Source organism: Siphonobacter aquaeclarae (genome assembly GCF_900103285.1).
GTDB lineage: Bacteria > Bacteroidota > Bacteroidia > Cytophagales > Spirosomataceae > Siphonobacter > Siphonobacter aquaeclarae.
This window is the reverse complement of sequence record NZ_FNGS01000006.1, coordinates 295,861-316,976: the sequence shown is the minus strand read 5'-3', so window position 1 is coordinate 316,976 and position 21,116 is coordinate 295,861. Positions and strand designations below refer to the sequence as shown.

Annotated in this window: 16 protein-coding genes; 4 read left to right on the top strand and 12 right to left on the bottom strand. The window is 50.5% G+C overall.

What is annotated here, in order from left to right; genetic code table 11:
- Positions 1-245: 245 nt before the first annotated feature.
- The 4 genes from BLR09_RS25325 to BLR09_RS17250 are packed head-to-tail and all read right to left on the bottom strand — an operon-like array spanning position 246 to position 1,215.
- Positions 246-515 carry a hypothetical protein gene (locus tag BLR09_RS25325; RefSeq protein WP_143011138.1) on the bottom strand — a complete coding sequence of 90 codons (270 nt, stop codon included), beginning with the start codon at positions 513-515 and terminating at the stop codon, positions 246-248.
- A gap of 2 nt (positions 516-517) precedes the next feature.
- Positions 518-649 carry a hypothetical protein gene (locus BLR09_RS25880; RefSeq protein ID WP_262507499.1) on the bottom strand — a complete coding sequence of 44 codons (132 nt, stop codon included), beginning with the start codon at positions 647-649 and terminating at the stop codon, positions 518-520.
- Entirely contained in the window at positions 646-873 is a 228-nt protein-coding gene (locus BLR09_RS17255; protein WP_093205006.1) for a hypothetical protein, read from the bottom strand. Before BLR09_RS17255 ends, BLR09_RS25880 begins: the two co-directional genes overlap by 4 nt.
- A 60-nt stretch (positions 874-933) precedes the next feature.
- Positions 934-1,215 (bottom strand): hypothetical protein, encoded by a 282-nt coding sequence (locus BLR09_RS17250; protein WP_093205004.1) that lies wholly within the window; start codon positions 1,213-1,215, stop codon positions 934-936.
- Between the two features lie 132 nt (positions 1,216-1,347).
- On the opposite strand from BLR09_RS17250, the gene BLR09_RS17245 reads away from it, so the two are divergent.
- Positions 1,348-1,803: a hypothetical protein gene (locus BLR09_RS17245; protein ID WP_143011137.1), complete on the top strand. Its 456-nt coding sequence runs from the start codon at positions 1,348-1,350 to the stop codon at positions 1,801-1,803.
- Between the two features lie 128 nt (positions 1,804-1,931).
- On the opposite strand, the gene BLR09_RS17240 is transcribed toward BLR09_RS17245, so the two are convergent.
- From BLR09_RS17240 to BLR09_RS17205, 8 genes are all read right to left on the bottom strand, one after another.
- Positions 1,932-2,516 carry a hypothetical protein gene (locus BLR09_RS17240; RefSeq protein ID WP_143011136.1) on the bottom strand — a complete coding sequence of 195 codons (585 nt, stop codon included), beginning with the start codon at positions 2,514-2,516 and terminating at the stop codon, positions 1,932-1,934.
- Entirely contained in the window at positions 2,488-3,876 is a 1,389-nt protein-coding gene (locus BLR09_RS17235) for a hypothetical protein (RefSeq protein ID WP_093204996.1), read from the bottom strand. Before BLR09_RS17235 ends, BLR09_RS17240 begins: the two co-directional genes overlap by 29 nt.
- 422 nt (positions 3,877-4,298) lie before the next feature.
- Positions 4,299-4,487, bottom strand: a complete 189-nt coding sequence (locus BLR09_RS17230; RefSeq protein WP_218126679.1) for a hypothetical protein — start codon at positions 4,485-4,487, stop codon at positions 4,299-4,301.
- A gap of 181 nt (positions 4,488-4,668) precedes the next feature.
- Positions 4,669-4,914 carry a hypothetical protein gene (locus tag BLR09_RS17225; RefSeq protein WP_093204989.1) on the bottom strand — a complete coding sequence of 82 codons (246 nt, stop codon included), beginning with the start codon at positions 4,912-4,914 and terminating at the stop codon, positions 4,669-4,671.
- Between the two features lie 128 nt (positions 4,915-5,042).
- Positions 5,043-5,252 carry a hypothetical protein gene (locus tag BLR09_RS17220; RefSeq protein ID WP_093204987.1) on the bottom strand — a complete coding sequence of 70 codons (210 nt, stop codon included), beginning with the start codon at positions 5,250-5,252 and terminating at the stop codon, positions 5,043-5,045.
- Positions 5,253-5,569: 317 nt separating this feature from the next.
- Complete coding sequence (locus tag BLR09_RS17215; RefSeq protein ID WP_218126677.1) at positions 5,570-8,668, bottom strand: DUF6443 domain-containing protein; 3,099 nt, start codon at positions 8,666-8,668, stop codon at positions 5,570-5,572.
- A 159-nt stretch (positions 8,669-8,827) separates the two neighbouring features.
- Entirely contained in the window at positions 8,828-15,574 is a 6,747-nt protein-coding gene (locus BLR09_RS17210) for a DNRLRE domain-containing protein (RefSeq protein WP_093204980.1), read from the bottom strand.
- Between the two features lie 292 nt (positions 15,575-15,866).
- A complete protein-coding gene (locus BLR09_RS17205) occupies positions 15,867-18,227 on the bottom strand; it encodes an SdrD B-like domain-containing protein (protein WP_176785589.1) in 2,361 nt (786 codons plus the stop codon).
- A 771-nt stretch (positions 18,228-18,998) separates the two neighbouring features.
- Here BLR09_RS17205 and BLR09_RS17200 point away from each other — a divergent pair.
- The 3 genes from BLR09_RS17200 (at position 18,999) to BLR09_RS17190 (ending at position 21,100) form a co-directional block, all read left to right on the top strand.
- Entirely contained in the window at positions 18,999-19,640 is a 642-nt protein-coding gene (locus BLR09_RS17200; protein WP_093204973.1) for a hypothetical protein, read from the top strand.
- A 13-nt stretch (positions 19,641-19,653) separates the two neighbouring features.
- Positions 19,654-20,271, top strand: coding sequence for a TMEM175 family protein (locus BLR09_RS17195; protein ID WP_093204967.1), 618 nt, complete (start codon positions 19,654-19,656; stop codon positions 20,269-20,271).
- 295 nt (positions 20,272-20,566) lie between these two features.
- Positions 20,567-21,100 carry a hypothetical protein gene (locus tag BLR09_RS17190; RefSeq protein WP_093204964.1) on the top strand — a complete coding sequence of 178 codons (534 nt, stop codon included), beginning with the start codon at positions 20,567-20,569 and terminating at the stop codon, positions 21,098-21,100.
- The last annotated feature ends 16 nt before the right edge of the window (positions 21,101-21,116 follow it).

Sequence of the window (21,116 nt, the reverse complement as noted above, 5' to 3'; positions counted from 1 at the left end):
AGACAGAGCCGGGCACCCTCAGGGGATGCCGTTTCAGGAAAGGAATACGAGCCCCTTTCCGTTGAAGTGTCCGCCGCAGCCGCACTTACACTTTCCGGACAGATAGGATTTCTGATTGAAATCTGAAACTTTCCGACAGTATGGGCATTGCGCCGATAAAATTGCCTTGTCTCCCTCAGTCCGAGGGTTGAAGATCGAGGCATGCTTAGCCTTTGATTCTTTGATCTGGTTCATCGTGAGGGAATTTATTGGGGTGTTAAAACACTGAGAATCTGAGACAAAAGATATGGGGAGCAATCCGCCACGGTCGGCCCGATTGACTCGCCGTCGATCTGAACAGGCGTCGGCTGCCGGTGCCGAAGAATACAGACTTCAAAAGTCGTAGGCCCGCATTTGACAGCCGGATGCGGCCCTTTCATAACGCTGACAGAAACACCATCCGGGAAGGTTGCGTAGGCTTTCCAAGCGCCGGGAATGCTTTCGTGTCGGTTAAATTTCAAATCGTCGAGACGCATGATTATTCGTTGATTTGTGGGCGGGTCACTTCGTTAAAGTGCTGATATTCTTTCAGATAAGACAGCACTACGGTTCCTGTGATTCCGGCCAATACGCCGAACATAAAGCCCATTACTACAAGGGTTGCCGTCATTGGTTGATAAGGTCTTCGGGTTTTACGCCTAAAATCAGAATTGCGTTAAGCAACACTCGGCCCGGATTGGTCAGTTCGGCGGGCTTGTCCCGACCGTACAACTTCCGGAAAACCTGATCCACGTTACCGGGAAGGGCTTTTTTGAAGCGTTGCTGAACCTCTTTCGGTGCGGACTCGTAGGCCCGGCCGATCACGGTTGACGATGTTGTTTGCGCTGTATTCATCAGATTTCAAGTTGTTGCAAAAAGGGAAAATCCGAAGGAGTCAGACTCCTTCGGATTTTTTCAGGCTTCGGCTCCGGCGAAATCCACGACTTTCCCGTCCGGCGTGGTAATCTCCACTTCATCAGGATCGCCGACAAATTGCGCCACAATGTCTTTCAGCACCGGCGCGAATGCACCGCTAACAGCCTGAAACAAAGGATTTTCCGTTTCGTCCTCCGGGCAAACCGTGTGAAGGGTTGTAACGGTCGCTTTCAGAATCATGATGTTTTCAGGAGAGGGATTTTGCTCTACTGTCTCGACCTGAGAGAGTACGGAACCGATTGCTTTTTTCAGATTGTGCATTGCCAATTTTTGTTAAAGGGCTTGTTTTTGATAACCTGTTACCGCATATTTGATAATCGATTACCGCACAACATTACGACACAAAATCTGAATGTTGCAATATCCAACAATAAAAAACTAAACTTTGTTGCCATGACAAAACCTATTGGGCTGGTTATCAAGGAGATAGCGACTGAAAAAAAAATGAAGGCTTATTGGCTTTCTGAACAAGTCGGAAGAGGGCGTACCTATGCCTATGACACGTTTCGGAGAAACTCGATGCCAATTGAGGAGATTGAAATGTGGGCGAAAATCTTACAGGTAGAAACTTCGGAAATTCTTTCCCGGCAGCGGGGCGGCAAGGTCGCGACCGATTACACGGATCAATCTCCGGCGGCTCTCCGCAGTTCTGCCAACTACGATTTGCCGGAATATCTCCGGAAGTACATTCAAGAATTGGAAGACAGAGTAGCCGAACAAAGCCGCCTCATTACCGCATTGGTGGGAAAATCTGAGCCTGTACTCACGTCAGCCGGATTTGCGCCGGGAGCATTTTTTAAGGCTCCTTCTGGTACAAATTTGGGTACAGGCAGAATTTTAACATTCTAACGGCTTAATTATCAATGTTTTACATGGTCACCCCCAATCCCTACGTGACCACGAAAGCACTTACGAAATCGTAAGTGCTTTTTTGTTTCTCACACTTCGAGATGTTCCCCGCTCTGTTTCGATATCCGTTACTGCATTGAAATTTCTTCTAGTGGGTCCAAAAGCAATGTCCTTTCTCCAAGTTTTAACGCACCAAAACGATCCGGTTGATTCCAACTGCGAAACATGCCGACGTAATAATCATGAAGAATACCATACATTTCTTCTTCGGTTTTGTTATTTTCAGAACAACCCGCTGAATAGCCGATCAATATTGGAATAATGATCCAATATCCCTTTTTTTTCTCGGCGCAATCCAGGCATTCCCAGTATCGTTCACTCTGTTTAACGCCCCGTAAATACACCGTTTTGAACGATTCAGGCATACGTCCCTCTATACTGATGCTGTCAATTTTATGGGAATCTACTACTTTAAACCGTACCCACCCGGTTCCAAAATAACAGCCGACACCCTTTGTTTTTTCATTAAAGCTGTTAACCTCCCCACCCCTGGCAATAAATCCCGTTGGCGAAACATACACTTTGTTATTACGTACCACCTGATGGGTAAAGCGGATGCCATGATCCACTTCCTGCGCAAAGCACACGCAGGCAGAAAAGAAAAAAAACACGGGCAAAAGCCCCTTACTGACATTTTTGACCAAAGGTTCCATTTCGATATCCTTTTGCAAGTTGATTCATTCTGGTTTGATCTTCCAACGATAAGCCCAATGCATCATAAGCGCCTGGTAAACCACCGCAAGCCAGCGCCTTGGCATGGAACTTGTCCATGCCATACAAACCAACCAATGCATCCGTCATTGGTTCTATGTATTTCTGAGCCATTTCAGCGTGCTGTTGATCCACTTTCAAGGTTGATCCCTGTTCATTATAGAGTCCGTGCACCAACTCGTGAATAAGCGTCGCCGCGATATACTCCTTACTCGCGCTTTGCAGCACCTGCGTATTGAGCACTAATTGGGCTTGGTAAGGAACATTACGATCTACGCGGAATACGCCATCCGTTGTACTACCCAGATTCTCCTCTGACAGTTCAATCTTGACATTGGTAGAAGGAGACATCAGGGTGTTGAGCATGTAGCCCACATACGCACCCAATTTCTGGGAATCGGTGGAAGCCAGACTAAACAATTTGTCCGCAACCGCGTTGAAACAGGGCGTAACCAACCTGTTTTCAATTTCCCGGACATACTTGGTCAGATCAGTGGATTTCCAGTTAATATACACCGGGGGCGGGGGCGGGGAATAGCCACCGGTATTGCTGGGAGAATACCCGCCGCTGCCCGTATACCCGCCCTGATCGCTCCCCGTGAAGGGATCGTCATAACACGTAACGTGAGGCACAGTCGTCAACGTATAGGTCACTGCCGTACCACCAGCCGTTGGCGTTCCTGTCACTGTTGCGTATTGCGTGTAATACACGGTACACCCCTGTGTCCGACCGGCTTTCGTCTTTATTTCAGGATTGTAGTAATTTACCAGCTTTCCATCCAGAAACCGCCACGACCGCAATATATTCTCATTCCAATCCGCATTTACCACCAGTCCGGTGAAACGTGCAGGATCCGTCGATGAGTTTTGGGGATCATAGGCCAGCTGAGCCAGAAACCCGTCGTACTCACCGGTTGGCTTCCGGTAAACGAGAAATCCCTCCCGAACGGTCCAGCTCAGGTATTGGGCCAGTTGCTGCACGTGCTCTTCGCCCTCCCGCCACATTAACATCGCACATCCCTTTTCGTCTCCCTTATACGCAACGGGCACCCAGATAAAATCGTGTTTGGCGGATTTGGCAATCTGCTGTTTGCTCCAATCCAGTTCCCGCGCCACTGAAACGCCTGCTGTTCTTCCTCCCCCGACAGTCTTCAGGTACTGATTCGAAAACCAGTTCTGCGCCTCTTTGGAAGTGGGCGACGAATACGTATCCGTCAATTCATCCACGACATCTTTGCAACCGTAAACAAAAGCGGTGCCTGTCAGGGCAAGTATACTTTTTACAAAACCGGAACGGTCCATAAAAAAGAGATTAATGGGTTGGTAAATCCTTCAATAGCGGTCTTTTTGCTAAATCTGACAGCATAGTTCTGTGGAAATTTTTAATTCCCAAATACCGTGAAATAGTATAATTCGAAAAATGCAATGAGTTATGGTAACCGATAGGCTATTTTCTTCAAATAATCCTAGCGCAATCCGGGTGAATACTTAGTATTATTCTATGGTCGCCCGTGAAAGGGGCACATTGTCGGATGGCCTGGACTAATCCACAATATTCAGACAGAATATTTCTCACAAAACAGGATAGGAGACAGAATTATATGTAATGTCAACGGATGCTACAGTGTGCGGATCTCAGAATTTTATTTGGTTTCACCGCATCGATCGCGGGCAGAAATAGAAAAAGCCGGGACAGCATCCCGGCTTTTTACATACCTCAAAACCTATTTTACGTAGTCTTTTTCTTCTTTCTTTTCGGGCGGAATAAGCATTTCCGCCGCTTCTTTGAATACATCCTTACCGAGTAGTACCCAGATTGCAAAACTGGCGTATCCCGCATCTTTGAGCGTTACGGCCTGCAGACCGGCGACTACGGACAGGAAGAGAAACCAGTTTTTGAATTTTGCGGACATGGGGTTGTAGTAGTTTGTGATGATACTTTTCATTTCTTCCGGGCGAGTATGACGGTAGCACATCTTTGACGAACACATCAAATACTCGGTTCAAGAATTTCCCGCTCTTCGAATTGTTCCATAAGGATATATCGAAGAGCGGATCAGTAAATGTTAAGCTTAAAAACTACAAGTCGAGAATCTATCTTCTCCCCACCCCTCCCAACCAACACAACCCCTTACTCACTACCATCGCTGTTCCCGTCACCTCCTCCATGGGATACTGGTGTTCATTGGCTTCGGCCAGGTAAAGCATAAATAATTCTGTTATCACTTCGCTGAGCACATCGAGACCGATCTCGTCGTCGAACTGGCGGATCAGGCGGAGAAGCTCCTCATGCCGGAGGGTGGCAGCGGCGCATACTTGTGGATTGGGTTGGGTTGTCATACCTTTGGTCTGTTCACTGGTTGGAAAATTGGTTGGACATGCCCGATAGGTCTGCCTCGAAAACGTACCTGTCGGGTTTTTCTCTGTTACTCATTTGTAGAATATTCTACAAAATTGAAATAAAAAAATTACGTCTTGTATGTGATAATCGTTTGAATTTCAAACGGGCCGAATTCCGTCAGGATCTCCTTCATACGCTTTTCAGAGACACCGCCGCCGTGTTTGTAATCCCGCCAGGCGGAAACGGGTTTGCCCTTTTTCACATCGGGCGGTAATGACGGATAAATGTTTTCCAGCCACCATTGGAAGGCTTCTTCAATACTGGCGAACGTCTTCATATCACAAATATAGGTTTTGTAGAATACTCCACAATGAATCTTTCGACCATTGGATCATTAGAGCTATAATAGCCGGGATTTCGAATATCCGGCAAATATACCCACCCGCTCTTCGAGATGTTCCGCAGGACATCTCGAAGTCCAGATAATCCAGATTTAAATCTGGAAACATCATCACCCCCTAATTACTTCCGAAGGCGCCTCACTGGTGAACACCAGGTTTTGAAGATAAGATATCTTCTTTTATCTGGCTTCGAGATGTCCTGCGGAACATCTCGAAGAGCATGAAGAGCGGCGATCCGGTTAGTAACCTTTTCTCAGCGTTTATCCACGATAAACCCTATTTTAAACGTTTGGGTAACAGTTGAACCGGCCGCCCGATTATACGTTGGATTGGTCGCGGTTGTCGGTGTATACGTGACGCTCGCCTTGAGACCTATGTCCGTTTGCGAGCTAAGAGTTCCCCTACTGGATGTGCGTTCCTGAGATATGTATGCCGCTGCTCCGGCACTCAATTTATCGTTGACTGTAATCGTTTTGCCAACGGAAAATTCAGTTGTATTCGACACTTTATCGCTGGAAATATTGGTTGTGTTGGTCACCTTGACATCCGCCCCCCGAATTGTCGCACTTCCTTCAACCTCTGTTTGCTGGCTGGTAACCATTGTATTGGTAACATTCAGCAGCGGTCCCTTTGGTTTATTTTCGCTATTCATCTTCATGAGCCCCGCCAAATTAGTTGAAACAGTCGTCGTATAAGTGACATTCACCGAGGATGCTACCTTGAGCACCTCAGAACCTCCGGTTTTCGCATCGCTTATTTTTGTATCTCCTGCCGTTTGCGAGCTTACAAAAAATCTATCAATAAAAGAGCCGGCAGCTTGCAGGTATTGCCTGAAGCCTTCGGCGACCAGAATTTTAGGATTTCCGATGACCTGCCCCCCGGGGCCTGCTTCCATGCCATCAGGATCTACTTTTCCCATGGGATCATCTTCACCATAATTGTACGGGCTCCAACGTCTTGACTTTTCTGACAATGGATCGACAGCCATCCATCGTCCAACCGTCGGATCATACATTCTTGCCCCGTAATCCAGCCAGCCCGTCTCCGGTTGCTTTTCCTTGCCGTTATAAAGGTATTTGTTCGTTCCGGCCGTCCGTGGAATTGCCAATCCAAACGGAAAATACTCCGTTTCCTGTAAAAGCATTCCCGCTTCGTTAATGACCTGGCGTACATTGCCCAGGTGGTCTTTCAGGTAATAGTCAACCGAATAGTCGTTGATACCTGCGCCGTTATTGGTGATCGTAATCTGCCCTTCCTCTATGCCGATCCGGGTCAGGTAGTTACTGCTGTTGTACTCAAAGAAACCGGCGTACTTGGTGTTTTCTGTTCCTCTTTCCATCCGAACCTTCGTGCCCGCGGCATCGTAATGGTATTTCATGGTGAGGTTATTGATCGCCACTTCCCTGGGTAGGTTCAGGATATTGTATCGGATGCCGCCGTCTGCTATTCCCCGGTTTTTGTCCCGGGTCATGTTCCCGTTACCGTCGTAGTTGTAGTCTGTGCTGTCGGCGGAAGCTCCGTTGTTAAAACCCTCGGCCGTGCCTGCATCCGTCACCTTTGTGAGGCGGTTGCCGTCGAGGTAGGTGTAGGTCAGATCATCCCAGGTAGCCGTCAGCTTCTTCCGTTGCAATTTTCGGATGTTTCCGTTCAGATCATAGAGCGAAACCGTTTCGCTGTAATCATAGCCGGAGCCTTCTCCTTTGGACAGACGGTTGGCGCCGTCGTACGTGAACTTATACCCTGGCCAGGTCGCGGAGCCAGCCTGCCGCCAGAGCATTTCTCCGATATTCCCGTTGTATTGGGGAGTAGTTGCATTGGCATATTTGAGTTCGATTCCAAAGTTCTCCCCGGCTCCTGTCTTACCTGTTACTTTGCTCATCCAGCTTCTGGGAACATAGCTGTAATCGAGCTGTTCCCGGAAACTCCGGCTGTCGGCAGAATGGAGAAACTTCTTTTTCAACTGCCCGAGGGCATCGTAGCGGCTTGCACTTACCACGATGTTCTTCTTCTCCGCGCCGTCTTTTTTCACCACATATCTGACAGACAGCAGCCGGTCAGCATGGTCATAGGTGTATTGCTTCTCAACAAAATGCTCTCCTGTACTCACCTTTTGCTCGATAAGCTCTTTTTCGACGCGACCATCGAAACGGATCTGCTTTACTACATATTCGTAGTTGTTATTGTTACCTCCCAAATCAAAAAGGTTTCGGATTGTCTGGATGACGTTGAAGCGATCGTCGTAATAGATGGTGGTACAAAGCCAGACGTCTTTCGCGTCGTCGTATTCGCCATTCGGGTTTAATACGCGTGCGGCGGTTACGGTTACCTGACCATTCACATTCATGCTGCGGGCAGCGGGATACCCATTGCCATAGCCGCTGACAAACGTCTGCACTCCGCTAAACGGAGGCGAATACGTATCATAATGTGTTTTTACCAGTGCCCGGTAGGTTGTGCCAGCCTTTTCCCCTGTTTCAATTACCCTGTTTAACTCATCGTATTTAAAATAGGTGTATTTCCCGTTGCCGTCCTTGCTTTCAATCAGCCGGTCGCGATTGTCGTACCACATCTCGGTTGTCCCCCCGCCCGGCACATATTTGCTGCTCACCAGCCCCCGATCGTTGTACGTATATTTAAAGGCATATTTAGAGACGCTGCCTTCATTCTGGTATTCAGGCTGTAACACAAACCGGAGCTGGGAAAGATCATCGTAGACATAATACGTGTTCAACCACGTGGAAGACGATGCCTGAACAGATCTTAGCAGGGTCAACCCGCTTTTGTCTTTAAATTCTACGGACACATTCCCATTTTCATCGGTTACGCTGGTTTTAACCAACTGCCCGGCCCCGTAGTACCCGTTACGCACCGGATTATCTCCGGAAACATCATACCGATTGACTTCGCTGGCCGCATTGGAGCCGTAGGAGGTGGTTACAGCGCGGTCGGAACCCACTGAAAACTGCTTCGTTACACGGCTGAGCGGCGACGCCTCGTATTCGGTCAGCGTATATCCCCGGTTATTGTTCTGATCGAAATTGGCTGTCGTGTTATAAAATGCCACCGATTTAGCTACGGCGCTGTCCGCATTGACATACCTTCCGTTTCCGAATGCGCTGGCAGCCTGATACGCCTGCGGGTAGGGCGCGTATACTTTCGAAACCCGGCCCGCCGCATCGTATTCGGTGTGGCTGACCAGGTCTGCCGGGCGACTTCCTGTAAGCAGGGGGCTTGCCTGGGCATTGATCGACTGCAAAGGCCGGCCCAGACCATCAAAATAGCTTACCTGCTGGACCGCATCCCTGACGTTCCCGCTGACAGCGGTGCGAGGCCCTTTGTAAGTACGTTCCAACACGAAGTTCTTCCCGGTGCTTTGTCCGAAAAGGCTCCGGCTGCCGAGAATTGCAACCAGGAGCAGAAGCCGAAAACAGGTAGGCGATGCGATCATTGCTATCAGAAAAGATTTATCCTTTTTAAAAAGATGACATAAACGAGGCCGGCCAACTATCCATTACGGACAGGTCTTGTAGGTGATCGTTAATTTGGGACGACGGCCCGGAATTGCATCCGTTGACGCAAACACAACTGATCGGCCTGGCAATTCCGATAGCAGTCTGAGCGCCAGACCGTAACGGGAGGCTTTCGGCTGGTTGATCATGTCCTGTATGAGCTGGGTGACATTCTCTGTCGTGTTGTAATTCCACTGAGTGCTTGGAGCGGCACATTCCACCTGATTATCGGGGCTTGTCAGAGGTTGATTCCCCCAGTTCACCTGCAACTCCTGCCACGCTCCTGTTACCCGTTGTATCAGGAATGGGGCGGGGCTGCCACCCCAGGCCAGGCCGGTGTTGCCGGAGGTATGTATTGCACCGGCCGCATCTATTCCATACAGATCCAGGGTTGCAGAGGTAATTATGGCTCCCTGGGGTATATTCTGAAACTCTTCGGAATTGATAAATGCCCGGGTAGTTTTTGACGATTGTATCGTACCGGAAGTACTGAGAGCGAACTCGCTTATTGAACCGTAGTTCATTCCCGGGGCATTTTCAGACACTTCTGCATCTATGCAATGGAGGATGTTTACCGTAACCGTTTGGTTACATCCTTCTGCACAACCGGCCTGCGGCACGGCAAATACATTTGAGGCAGGGCTCATGCAATTGACCGTTGAGGTCACGGTATAATTGCCGGCGACAGTCGCTTCATATGTCGAGCCGGTGGCGCTACTAATGGCTACACCTTCCTTATACCATTGAATTGTTCCGGTGGCGTTGGTACTTAGCGTAACACGCTGACTCTTTGCGAAACATACCGTCGTGTTGCTGCCCGAAAGGCTGATGGTCGGCTTGCCGGGAGGAATACACGTCGTGCCGCCACAATCGGATGACTGGGCAACGGAAATAGCCGGGGATGCTTCGCTGATCCGGCCTCCGGAAGAACATTTTGCCGTATACGTTCCCGGCGAACTGGTCGTATGGGTCAGTCCGGTACCTGTCGATACGCCATCGCGGAACCAGCTGACATCCGCCGTACAACCGGAAGCAATCAGGGTAACGGTCTTATTCGAAGCGGCGCACACTTCTGATCCGCCCGTTTTATAAATCGTCGGTTTGACACAGGTAGTCGCACAGGGGAGCGTCAGCCCGACAAAGTTCGTGTTGCCCGGATGCGCCCCTTGCGTATTGTAGGCCGCATGCCACGCATTACCTTCATTCCCGTCCAGCGCGTTCGCCCAGCCCAGTCCGCTTATATTCGGTTCGGAACCAAATCCGATTCCTGTCAGAATATAATCGTCGTGGTAAAAACGGATTTCCTTGAGATCCCCCACTCCGTCGGTCGGATTGGCCGCGTACCGGATGTGCTGGAACTTTCTCGGGCTCGCGATCGGCGCAATATTCCAACCCACCGTCGCATTCGCCTCGAAGGTGTGTACCGTTGTCCAGTTTACGCCGTCGTCCGATCCCTGGATCGTCGCCTTTTTCAACCGTTGGTGGTCCGCATCCCGCCACAGCAGCTGCACCCGCGTCACGATGCACCGGTCGTCTCCGGATGGCATGCAGCCCGGATCCTGTTGCAGGACAATCTCATTGGAGACACCGCTGGTGCACGTCCCGTTTGTCGATAATGCTTTATATGCCCCTGCGCCGCTCGTTATCAGAGTCTTCTCAGTCTGCCCGGAGATCAGAACACCATCTTTGTACCAGCGCAGGCTACCTGTAAACCCGGAAGCTATAAGCGTCGCTGATTTACTCCCGGGGCAAACCAGGTTGCCGGCTGTCGTCTTGTAAATCGTCGGTTTGATACAGGTCGTCGCACAGGGAAGAGTCAGCCCGACAAAGTTTGTATTGCCCGGATGCGCCCCTTCAGTATTGTAGGCTGCATGCCACGCGTTAGCTTCGTTCCCGTCCAGGGCGTTCGCCCAGCCCAGACCATTTATGTTCGGTTCGGAACCGAATCCGGTTCCTGTCAGAATAGAATTGTCGTGGTAGAAGCGGATTTCCTTGAGATCCCCCACTCCGTCGGTCGGGTTGGCCGCGTACCGGATGTGCTGGAACTTTCTCGGACTCGCAATCGGTGCGATATTCCAACCCGCTGTCGCATTCGCATCGAAGGTGTGTACCGTTGTCCAGTTCACGCCATCGTCCGATCCCTGGATCGTCGCCTTTTTCAACCGTTGGTGGTCCGCATCCCGCCATAGCAGCCATACCTGTGTCACGATGCACCGGTCATCTCCGGATAACGCACAACCGGTCGTTTGCAAAACATTGTACGCGTCCGAAACTGTACTGGTGCAGGTCGGAGTGCCGGTAGAAGTTGTCGTCGTTGTGTAGCTGCCTGCCACGGTCACTTCGTAGGTTGTTCCTGCCGCTCCTGCAATTAATACCCCGTCTTTATACCACTTGATCGTCCCGCTGCCGTTCGTTTTCAGGGTTACCTTCTGGTTGGTTGCAGCGCAAACGGTGCTGCCGCTGCCTGTAGCCAGGCTGATCACCGGTTTGGCGGGCGGCGTACACGGACCTGTCGGGCATCCTACCGACGTTTTAATCCATTTATTGCCGCCGAAATCGTTGTTCGGGTCATTGGCGAGTGCCAGATCGCTGGCGGGATCGTCCAAATTATCAGAGCCAGCTCCCCAGTTGAACCGGCTTCCGATGCGCAACGTGGTTCCTTTCCGGACAAACTTGTCCCGGCCCTGATCTGATCCGGTCATTGCACTGATCTCCCATAACTGGTGGTCACCCGTGGCGCTGGTTTGCAATTCCACCGGATTGCCTTCAGCGTTGCCCTGACTGGCCACGCCCAGCACGCTGCCGATACCGGCACCATTGGTACTTCCTTTCGAAATGATCTTTGAAAAGCCTGTCCCCTGGCTGCTCAATTCCCATATCTGGGAGGCTGTGCCATCCTGGGCTTTTACTTTCAATAGACCATTGTGGTTGGAAAGCCGTCTGTCGGGATAGCTGGCCGGTGCCAGAACGTAACAAGCCTCCCCGGTGGGTCCAACGGGCAGTGGCAGGCTGGCGATTTTAGGTGTACTGCACCCCGTCCGGGCCACACTAACCGAATAATTGTAGCTGCCCGCAGCAGCCGGAGCGCCGAATGTCGTGGTTGAAGCGGTGCCGGTCACGCCCTGCCCGGTCCAGCTATAGGTCAGGTTGTTGCAGTCTGTACCGGCGCAGGCCGCCGTCAGGGTTACCGACTGACCCGTATTGGGGTTGGCAGGGCTGGCTGAGAGCGCAATGTTGAAATTGCAGCCGGCCACAGAGATGAGACCCAGGGTAGACAGGGTATCTACTCCCGGATCGTCGACAATTCCGTTACTCCAGCCTCCCTGGCCGGCATAATTGTAGTGGAAACTTTTGATCAGGTTGCCGGTGCTGGTATCCTCGCGGATGTCAGAAAGACGGCCAAAAACGTCGTAGTTATACCAGGTGACCTTGCCGGAAGGACCTCTGACTGACTGAATACCGACAAGGGGTTTGTAATTGTAGGATGTTCTGGACGACGCGGTCGTTCCGTCGGCGTCAGTTTTTGATTTGAGCAGGTCGATCTTGCCTTCATCGTTGGTCCCGTAATATTCCAGTTTCGTAGTAGCCCCGTCTTTTTCCTTGTAGGTGAGAAGGTTTCCACGGCCGTCATAAGTTAAGAACTCTGCCACGGTGAATGCCGCTCCCTGCCCGATCTTTCGTTGCACCTTCTTTGGCAAATACAAACCGCTGCCCGGGTTGGAATATTCGGTGTTAATCCAATTCAAAACTGCGCCATTCTCCAGGCTGGTTGTTTCTTCAATAACGGGACTAACCATATTCCGGGTTACCATGGCGGGATATACGCCGCTAGAAAAGTCAAAGGGATATTTGTAGTCTGTAACGACGTTGCGCCCCCGGCTGTCGGACGTCCTGATTTGACTGAGCTGGGTATAAATTGTGTTCGTATAGAAATACTCTTTGCGGGTTTCCACGAATGCACTCGCAGAACCCTGGTCGTATACTCTGGTCTTCTCGCTTTTGAGATAATTCCAGTTCTTTATCATCGCCGGGTAAAAGAATCCGTGCTTCTTCAAGGTGACGATAGCCCCGCCGGCAAAGGGCTCGGAGATGCTTCTCAATTCGGCTGCATATTGATAAACAGGCGTACTCAGGTAGTACTCGTTTTCCAGCTCTTTTACCTTGACTAAACCGGTGCCTGATTTGACGAAATCTTCCTGTCTTAACAAATTGCCGTTTGATTTAAAGGGCTTGCTGGACAGAAGCGGAGGCCGGAAATAGCCGAAATTATTGACCACATCCGACTGGTTATCATAGTAAAAAACAGATTGCCCGTATTCCCCGTTTGCGCCGTAGGCGACCGTCACCTGATCGTAGCCCACCACAGACCCTGAAGCGGAAGTACTCAGCGGAATAACGCTGTTTGAAGTACGGAATACGGGTCGGTAATACTTGTAATCATAATTGGCCCCTCCGTTGCTTTGAACGCATACCCTGTCTTCCGCATAGGTGTATTGCGGTTTTGTCATCAACCTTCCCGACGACTTTGTAATGCTTTGGCCGTCAGTCGAAGTCTCGGTAAGCCTGTAGGTAAATGTCCTGATGTTGCTTTTTACTCCGTCGTTGGCAGTAATGGATTTTACCCGAAGACCACCGCCCGTTTTCATGGCGCCGGGAGTCTGCTCCGCCGGTTCATACCAGGATAATTTAACGGTAAAATTGCCGAGTCCGAACCCGGTTCCGTCACCGGCTGTGGCGCGCCAGATGTATTTGCCCGGCATGATATCGAAAAAGGTATTGGTATGTTTGAAACCCCCGCTGACCGATTTGCCGTTCAGTGAATAGCATCCTTTGTTGATACAGGGAGAGGGCAGTCCATTGACATTGTCTGTACACTCCTGCATGGCAAGCATGTCGTAAACTCCTATGGAAAGGCCGGAAGCCTTTTCGATCAATTCGAAGAATACCTTACGCGTCTGTCCCGACAATATGTTGCATTCCGTCACATCATTAAACCTGACAAAGGCCTCGAGTTTCAAATTGGTTGTCAGGCCGCCCGGTCCTGTAGCTGCGCGGGAAAGGTCGAATTCAAAATCCTGAGGCACATCCTTTTGACCATTGTTATACAGGAAAGGAACCACTTTTTCCGCCAGCGTTGTCCCAAGCCCTCCCGCATAGGAGTAATCATTTAGATCGGATTTATTAACGTCGTAATCATGGGCTTCGTAATCAAATTCGGTATATCCGCCGGTGGGATAGGTAATTCTTTTCAGACTGAACGCTTTGCTGTAATCCGGGCCTGCATCCCTTTCAGTCCCGGTCATTTTACCGAAAAGAGATTTGGTTGCATCCATCCCACTGAATGCGGTGAAAGTGGGAATCAGGCTTTGATTGCTCAGTTTGCCATTAAAGTATCCCCAATGGTCCTGAGCGAACGAAGTTTTCGCAGGTAAATCATAATTTCCTCCTTCGAAATAAGTAAAAGTGTGAGGGGGCAAAGTACTCCCGCCAGCGGATTTCTCGGTCAATGAAAGCAGTTTCAGTCTTTTGGATACTGACCCATCGCCTGTGGCTGCCACATCGGCATCGGCACTCCCGTCAAAATAAGAATAGCTGAAATCGTATGCTTTCAAAAGGGTTTTCACTCCACCCGCCTTGCTGTATATTTCAATGGTTTTGAGCTTCTTATCATACGGCAAATCCTCCCTGCTCTCGAAGACAAACCTGACGGAGCCATTCTGGAAGGTGATCTCGTTTAAGTACACCGTAGACATGTACCTGGCCGGCATGCGCTCGATCGTATGGGAAGCACTATAGACCGGACTGCCGCCACTGATACAGACGTCTCCAATCGTTCCAACTCCCATGGTTTCGGTAATAGCCCCCTGCGGATAATTTTTGGCATCGACGATGGTGTTGTAACTAAGCGTAATCTGCGCTCCCTCCGGCGAGGTTATCTGAGAGAGATACCACGAGGAAACCGAAGCCGCCCCGCCAGGCGAACGAAAGGTCTCCCTTTCGTTGAACAGATAGGCAGTCCCGTCAGGTGTTTTTATTTCCCAGGAAACAGTAACCGGATTACCTGATTCAATCATCCTGATCTGAATATCGCTCTTCTCATTCATGATGATCTCTCTCGTCCGGCTGATGATAAACTTGCCGGAATAGCCGGCAAAGTTGAAATTGTAAATGTCCGGCTCGTATTCGTTGGCCATGCCGTCCTCTGCCTTGAGCTGCAGCGACGTCGAACCACCGCCCTGCTGGGCGTAAAAATCAAAACTGAATTTGCTCGGGTCGCCGGTTACCTTAGCTCCCATTTGCATTTGGGTCTTCGGGAACGTGTTTGCGGGCAAATTATCCTGATTGGAAAAATATCTACCGAGGCTGAAGTCATCTTCCCCCATCACCGTTCTTGCAACGACTCCGCCGGCATTCAGCGCCCAGCCCAGGCCCACCTGGCCGGCTTCGTCGGCCACTTTGATTCCTGAAGGGTGATAGCTGATTGATACTGGCAGGCTTAGTTTGCCTTCCTGAATTGTGTAGACGGGAATGGATATATCTGCAGTGCCCGTATAATAGCTAACCGGTATATCCACATACCGGGTCAGCGTCGCTGCCTGAGGGGAAGGAGGCACGATCTTGGGGATGTAACTATTCGTCGTTTGGCCAAGGGCTGTCGCCCCTGCTGTCAAACAAAACAGAACAGCAGCGTTGAAAACTGTCATGAGAAACTGTTTCTTAACGGGGTTGAAAATCGCTAACGTAGCCATCAAGATCGTTGAAAGATAGGGTTGGCGTCAGGCAAGCCGCTGACATGGCGGGGCCTCTCTTTTGTTGTATTTTTTTCGCTCCCGGGAAGCCCTGGAGGCAATCGGCAAACTTTCTAAAATCCCGATCGGCCGCTTTTTGACTGAAGACGGATCATGGTATGGTGATATCAGGAATGACATCGTCTCCCGTTTTCAAGAACCGGTACGCATATGCCAGATTCAGCGGTACCCGTGCAGCCGCCCCGGATTCCACTACCTGTTTTCTTGTCAGTCTTGCCCATCTGAACCCCGGTTATTCGGATCGTTTCACCACGACGGTACTTCTGACTGTCCCGCCCTCGTCCAGGCTTACGACATAGCTGCCGGCGCTGAGACCTGTCAAATTCAGTCCGGTTTTGTAACTACCTCCCTTTGCCTCAAGCTGTTGGGTTTGCAGCGGTCTGCCAGACGCGTCAAGAATCCGTAGCGTTGCTGTCTTTCCGTTCGCCTTTGCTTTCACTTCCACGTGACTTACTGCCGGATTGGGATAGACCATCAGTTTTCCCGCCTCCGATTCTGCCATGGATTTTCCTTTTTCGGGTAAGAACCCAAAATCAAGGTCATGTCTGTTCACGCCGGCAGCGCCTGTCCGGAAGGCGATCACCGCATAATTGTCCACCATTCCGGCGTCGCTATCGGTTTCGCTGTCCCCTTTTTGCTTCACAAGGGTCGGTCTCAGCTTTTGTTCGTCCAGGCGAATGCGTATCTCGTAGGCCGTCTCCGGCTTGAGCCCGCCCCGTACATTCTTCTCGTCAAAAAGATACATTCCGTCTGCATCTGAACGTGTGGTCGCTATTCTGGATCCGGCCTCGTACAATTCGAGGCGTATTCCGGCAAGAGAGGGCTCGTCAGGATCCTGGATGCCGTCGCGATTGGTGTCAGACCACACGCGGTTGCCGGCCGCTACCGGCGCCTGGCCGGTAATCAACGCCAGTCCCCCCACCCCGTTTGCCTTGCCGAAAGTCCCCGGCTGTGCGTTCCCATAAAGCAGCCAGGCACGACTGGTCTTACCATCCTGATTGAAAAACGACTTAATTCCACCCGAATTGAACTCTCGGGTCGGTTCGTGGGCTGTCATCAGGATCTCTCCGGTCGACGGCAACGCCAATACCCCGCCGGCGCCGGTTTCCTGGTGGATGACGCGCCTGCTGTGGCGTCCGTCATAGAACACAAAATCGTCCTGGAAGAAAAATTCTCCTCCTTTAGGTCCCTGGGCATTGTCTTTCCCTTCGGTCGAAAAATCGCCGGCAGCCGCATTGTTTTCCAGCATAAAGCGGGCGTTGAGGCTGCCGGGTCTGCGCGGAAATACGCGGAGAATATCGCCGGACGCGACAGCCGTATAGCTCGCCTTCCCTGACGGATCAGGCTGGCCGGTACCCGACTGGTGACCAAACCGATCCATAAAACCCAATATCATCGCTCCCTGCGGATCAAAAGCGATCGAAGACAGAATCGGTTGAGGTCTGGTGGCCGTAGAAGGCAATTCGCTGTGTAACGCTTTGGTAAAATCGTCCGTCCACGGATTCCAGCTTTTCACTACCGAATCAGCTGGCGAAGTGCCTCTGGGGTAATTCAGCGGCGTAGCAAAAACTTCCTGAAATCTCTTCGTCACCGGGTTCAGCGCATATACGATCGCCTTTAAATCGGAGACTGATTGGGAGTGCCCGGCATCACATACCGTTCCTACATATACGTAATTACCCTCAGCCTTTACGGCAAAGGGCCGGCTCGTCCCTCCGGCGCATCCGGCTGTGGGAATCTTAAATGACGTAAGGTCGGTCGCAAGAGGTCTTGCTGCCGTATCCGCGGGAAGTTTGACGGCGTACAGGGTTTGATCCTGCAGATTCATGACATAGAGAAACCGGCCGTCCGGCGAGATATCCATTCCTCCCAAGCTTAGGCGGCCTACGTCTGCCATGAATTTGCCATCGATGCTGCTGCTGTCGACGGCCCGTCTTAATCCTTCGTGGTGATCCTCGCCGGTTGGCACACCAAGCGTTTTGAGATTCAGCCAGCCGGTTGTATGGCGGGCAGGCCAATCGGTGCGATAAATTCCTCCGGTTCCCAAAGGACCATAGCCAACGTGTCGTTTGGCCAGCGCAGCAGTATACAAATGCCGGGTGACCGGATTGTAAGCCACTCCCCATAGCGATCCCACCTGACTTGAGGTAGCCAGCTTAATAACAGCGGTATCTGCCATGGACAGGGCTGTCAATGCCGACGGACTGTCGTTGCCACTGCCATTGATGTAAACAGCAGACACCAGAAACGATTGCGGTGATACGTAATGTTCCGGCAAATACCAGGCCCAGTTTACGTCCGTGGCAGGGCTTTTCACGAAACGAACGGCTGGCGTACGTCCGCTGCTTTGCCATTTTCCGGATTCGTTTCCGAAAACCAGTTTCACGTATTGGCCTTCCGGAACATCCAGGACATAACTACCGGACGGGTGGCTCGTTGTCTGTGCAATTAGTTCGTAGTCACCGGTCTGTGACCGTACGTATGCGGCAATTCGCTGGGAGCCTGCGCCCGGCGCCGCCCGGTCCGAACCTGTCCAATAGGATACCTTTCCGCTGATCTGGCCTATCGACCGACACGGAGAGATCCATATCAAAATAAAAAACAGACGAAGCCATATGCGGCCCTGCACAGGCAATTGAAATAAGGCTGTTTTGTTTCCTTCTTTGAAACAAAGCGAAGGCCTGACCGGGTACGCGTCATACAGGTCAGATTTGCAGCAACCAGACCCCACTAGATCACGGAAAGCCATTTTTCTATAGGTTCAACTGAATTTACAGAACTTGTCTGTCTTCGTGCATTGGAATTGAGGCTAATAACGTATAAAATATTTAATAAAAAAATTGATTTTTTTGTGACACCGTCATCGAAAACCATCAAATCGGGTGCTATTCTCTGCATTCGGGGTTTGAGGCATATATTCTCCTTGTAAATAAGTAGTCGAAGCCCATCAATGATCCTTTTCTTTTCATTGGATCCGACATTTTATGATCCGTATTGGTCCTTTTCAATGTACGGAAAACCGGACCTGATTCCGCTCTTCCGCACTTAACACTCTTTCAAAAAGTACAATACATAAGCATTCTTTCATATCAAATACATCTCAACTAAGCCTAATTGACAAGAAAAACACCCAAGATTGACAAAACTATCACCCATGTCTTTCTGTTGGGTCAGGTATACTTGCAAACCCGTTTATACACCGCCCAGAAATACCTATAGCACCTTACCTAAACACAGGTTCAGCCCCTTTACCGATTCCACCGAAACTGCCCGCAAGGCCCAATACCCCGAAAACTATTCTATTCCCTTTCCTTCCGCTTTCCGGCGGGCTGGTATCCTTTACCCATCACCTAACCATATCCTTATGATCAGAAAATTACTGACGTTTCTCTTCCTGTGTGTTGCCGCCAAAACGGCGGTGCGGGCGCAATCGCAGGTATACGTGGACGTACTGGCGGGCCACAGGGGCCTTACTTCCGAGTTCTTTTTCCTGGAACCGATCGACCAAAAAGGAAAGTGGAATATCATCTCACGGAGCGAGCTGCACCTGACGGAATACGACCGAAACCACCCGTCTTTCGTAAACTACAATTTCTTCTCCTACACGGTTAAAAATCACTTCGGGATTGTCGCCGGTACATATGCTTCTTCACACTATCCGTTCAGCGCCCGACTGGGTTTGCAATACCTGAAAGAAAACGAAGAATGGCTGGTATATGCCAATGTTTCGTCGGCCGTGACGAGCGATCCCGACGCGCAACTGCTCCTTGTACTCGGGTACCTCCCGAAAATAACCGAGAAATGGCGTTTTGTCTCCCGGCTTGAAGCCCGGACGGCCGTCAACTATCAGCACGGACATGCCTTCAGTACCCAGCAGTTAAAACTTGGCGCGCAATACAATGAGAAAATAGGTTTCGGTGTCGGCCTGGAAGCCGAAACCGAAGAAGAGCACGATCATACCCAAACCCATTTCAACATCGGCCCCTTTGTACGGGTAAATTTCTAACGGAAATCCACACATGAAGACTACCTATAACCAACTGGCTGGTCAGAGTTCGGAGCGTATCAATGCGATCAGCGACGCGGTATTTGGCGTCGCAATGACGCTGCTCGTGCTCGAAATAGAAGTACCGGAGATTGAGGGGGATGTTACCGAAGAAAAACTGATACAGGCTTTTCTTACCCTGGTGCCGAAGTTCCTGGTGTATTTTCTGAGTTTTATGACAGCCGGAATTTTCTGGGCCGGCCAGTCAGCGCAGTTCCGGAACATTGAAAAAAGCGACCGGAACCTGACCTGGATCAATTTGTTCCTGCTGTTGTTCGTCTCCACGCTGCCTTTTTCAACGTCTTTCCTGGGCAGCCATATCGAATATAAGTTCTCCATCTTTTTGTATTGGCTCAATATCTTTTTTATGGGAATGGGCCTGTATATCAGCTGGAATTATGCGTATAAGCATGGCTTTATCGCCGAAGACACCCGGGATATTGTTTACGAGCCGATCAAACGACGGATCCTGATTGCCCAATCGCTCTATTTATTCGGAGCCCTGTTATGCTTCATCAGCCCTTATTTGAGTATCAGTGTGATTATCGCGATACAGCTCAATTATGCTTTCGCTTTCATTTCGTTCAAGTAGCCGGATTATTTCGATTTTTTAGTCAGATAATCACCCGGTCCGGCCGCCTTTGACCGGGTTTTTGAAAACGTAACGTCCGACTATGGAAGACTGCCTGTCAGTCTTCTGTAGCCGGGCGTTATTCTGTTTACTCTCTCGTAATTATTTCTCCGCGCTCCGTCTGCCGATAACCTTTCCTGCCAACCCCCTATTATACAGTTGACGGCCGCTCCTGTTTTCCGCTAGCTTCGGCCTTCCGTGAGCAGAGGATCGCGCGTCTGCTCCAGTCCGAAAACCCATTATCCTGTCCATCATTATGAATCGACTCTCTACCTATGCGGCTGCGTGTGTCCTGTTTACCGTCGCCGTTTTCTTCCTCTCTTGTGACAGCGGGAAAGAGATTATTACCAAAACCGACGGTGACTTATTCGAATTTACGGTAACGGGCACGTCCCATCAGGTTTCGATCTATTTCACCGACGCCAACTGCAAACCCGACAGTATTATCCGCACCTCCCTTCCGTATAAATTGCTCCTGTCCAACAACCAGTGCAACAAACTGGAGTTTATGGTCCGGAACGAGAAAGTAGCAGGCTCTGTCTGGGCTGAGCTTCGGAAAAACGACCGGTCGATCGCCGTCAGTCAGAGCGGCAGCCCACGGGCAACGGTCAAAATTTCCTACTCTGCCAAAGCCACCTCCGCTAGCCAGACGGTGTATGAGCCCGACGAGTGGCAATGCGGCATATACAACGGCCATACCCTGTTTACGGGCCCGAAAGGCGGCTGCTACTACCTCAATTTAAACGGCAATAAGAGTTATGTAGACCGGATTTACTGCTCGTGTGACTAGTCGTCTTTCCGCTCTC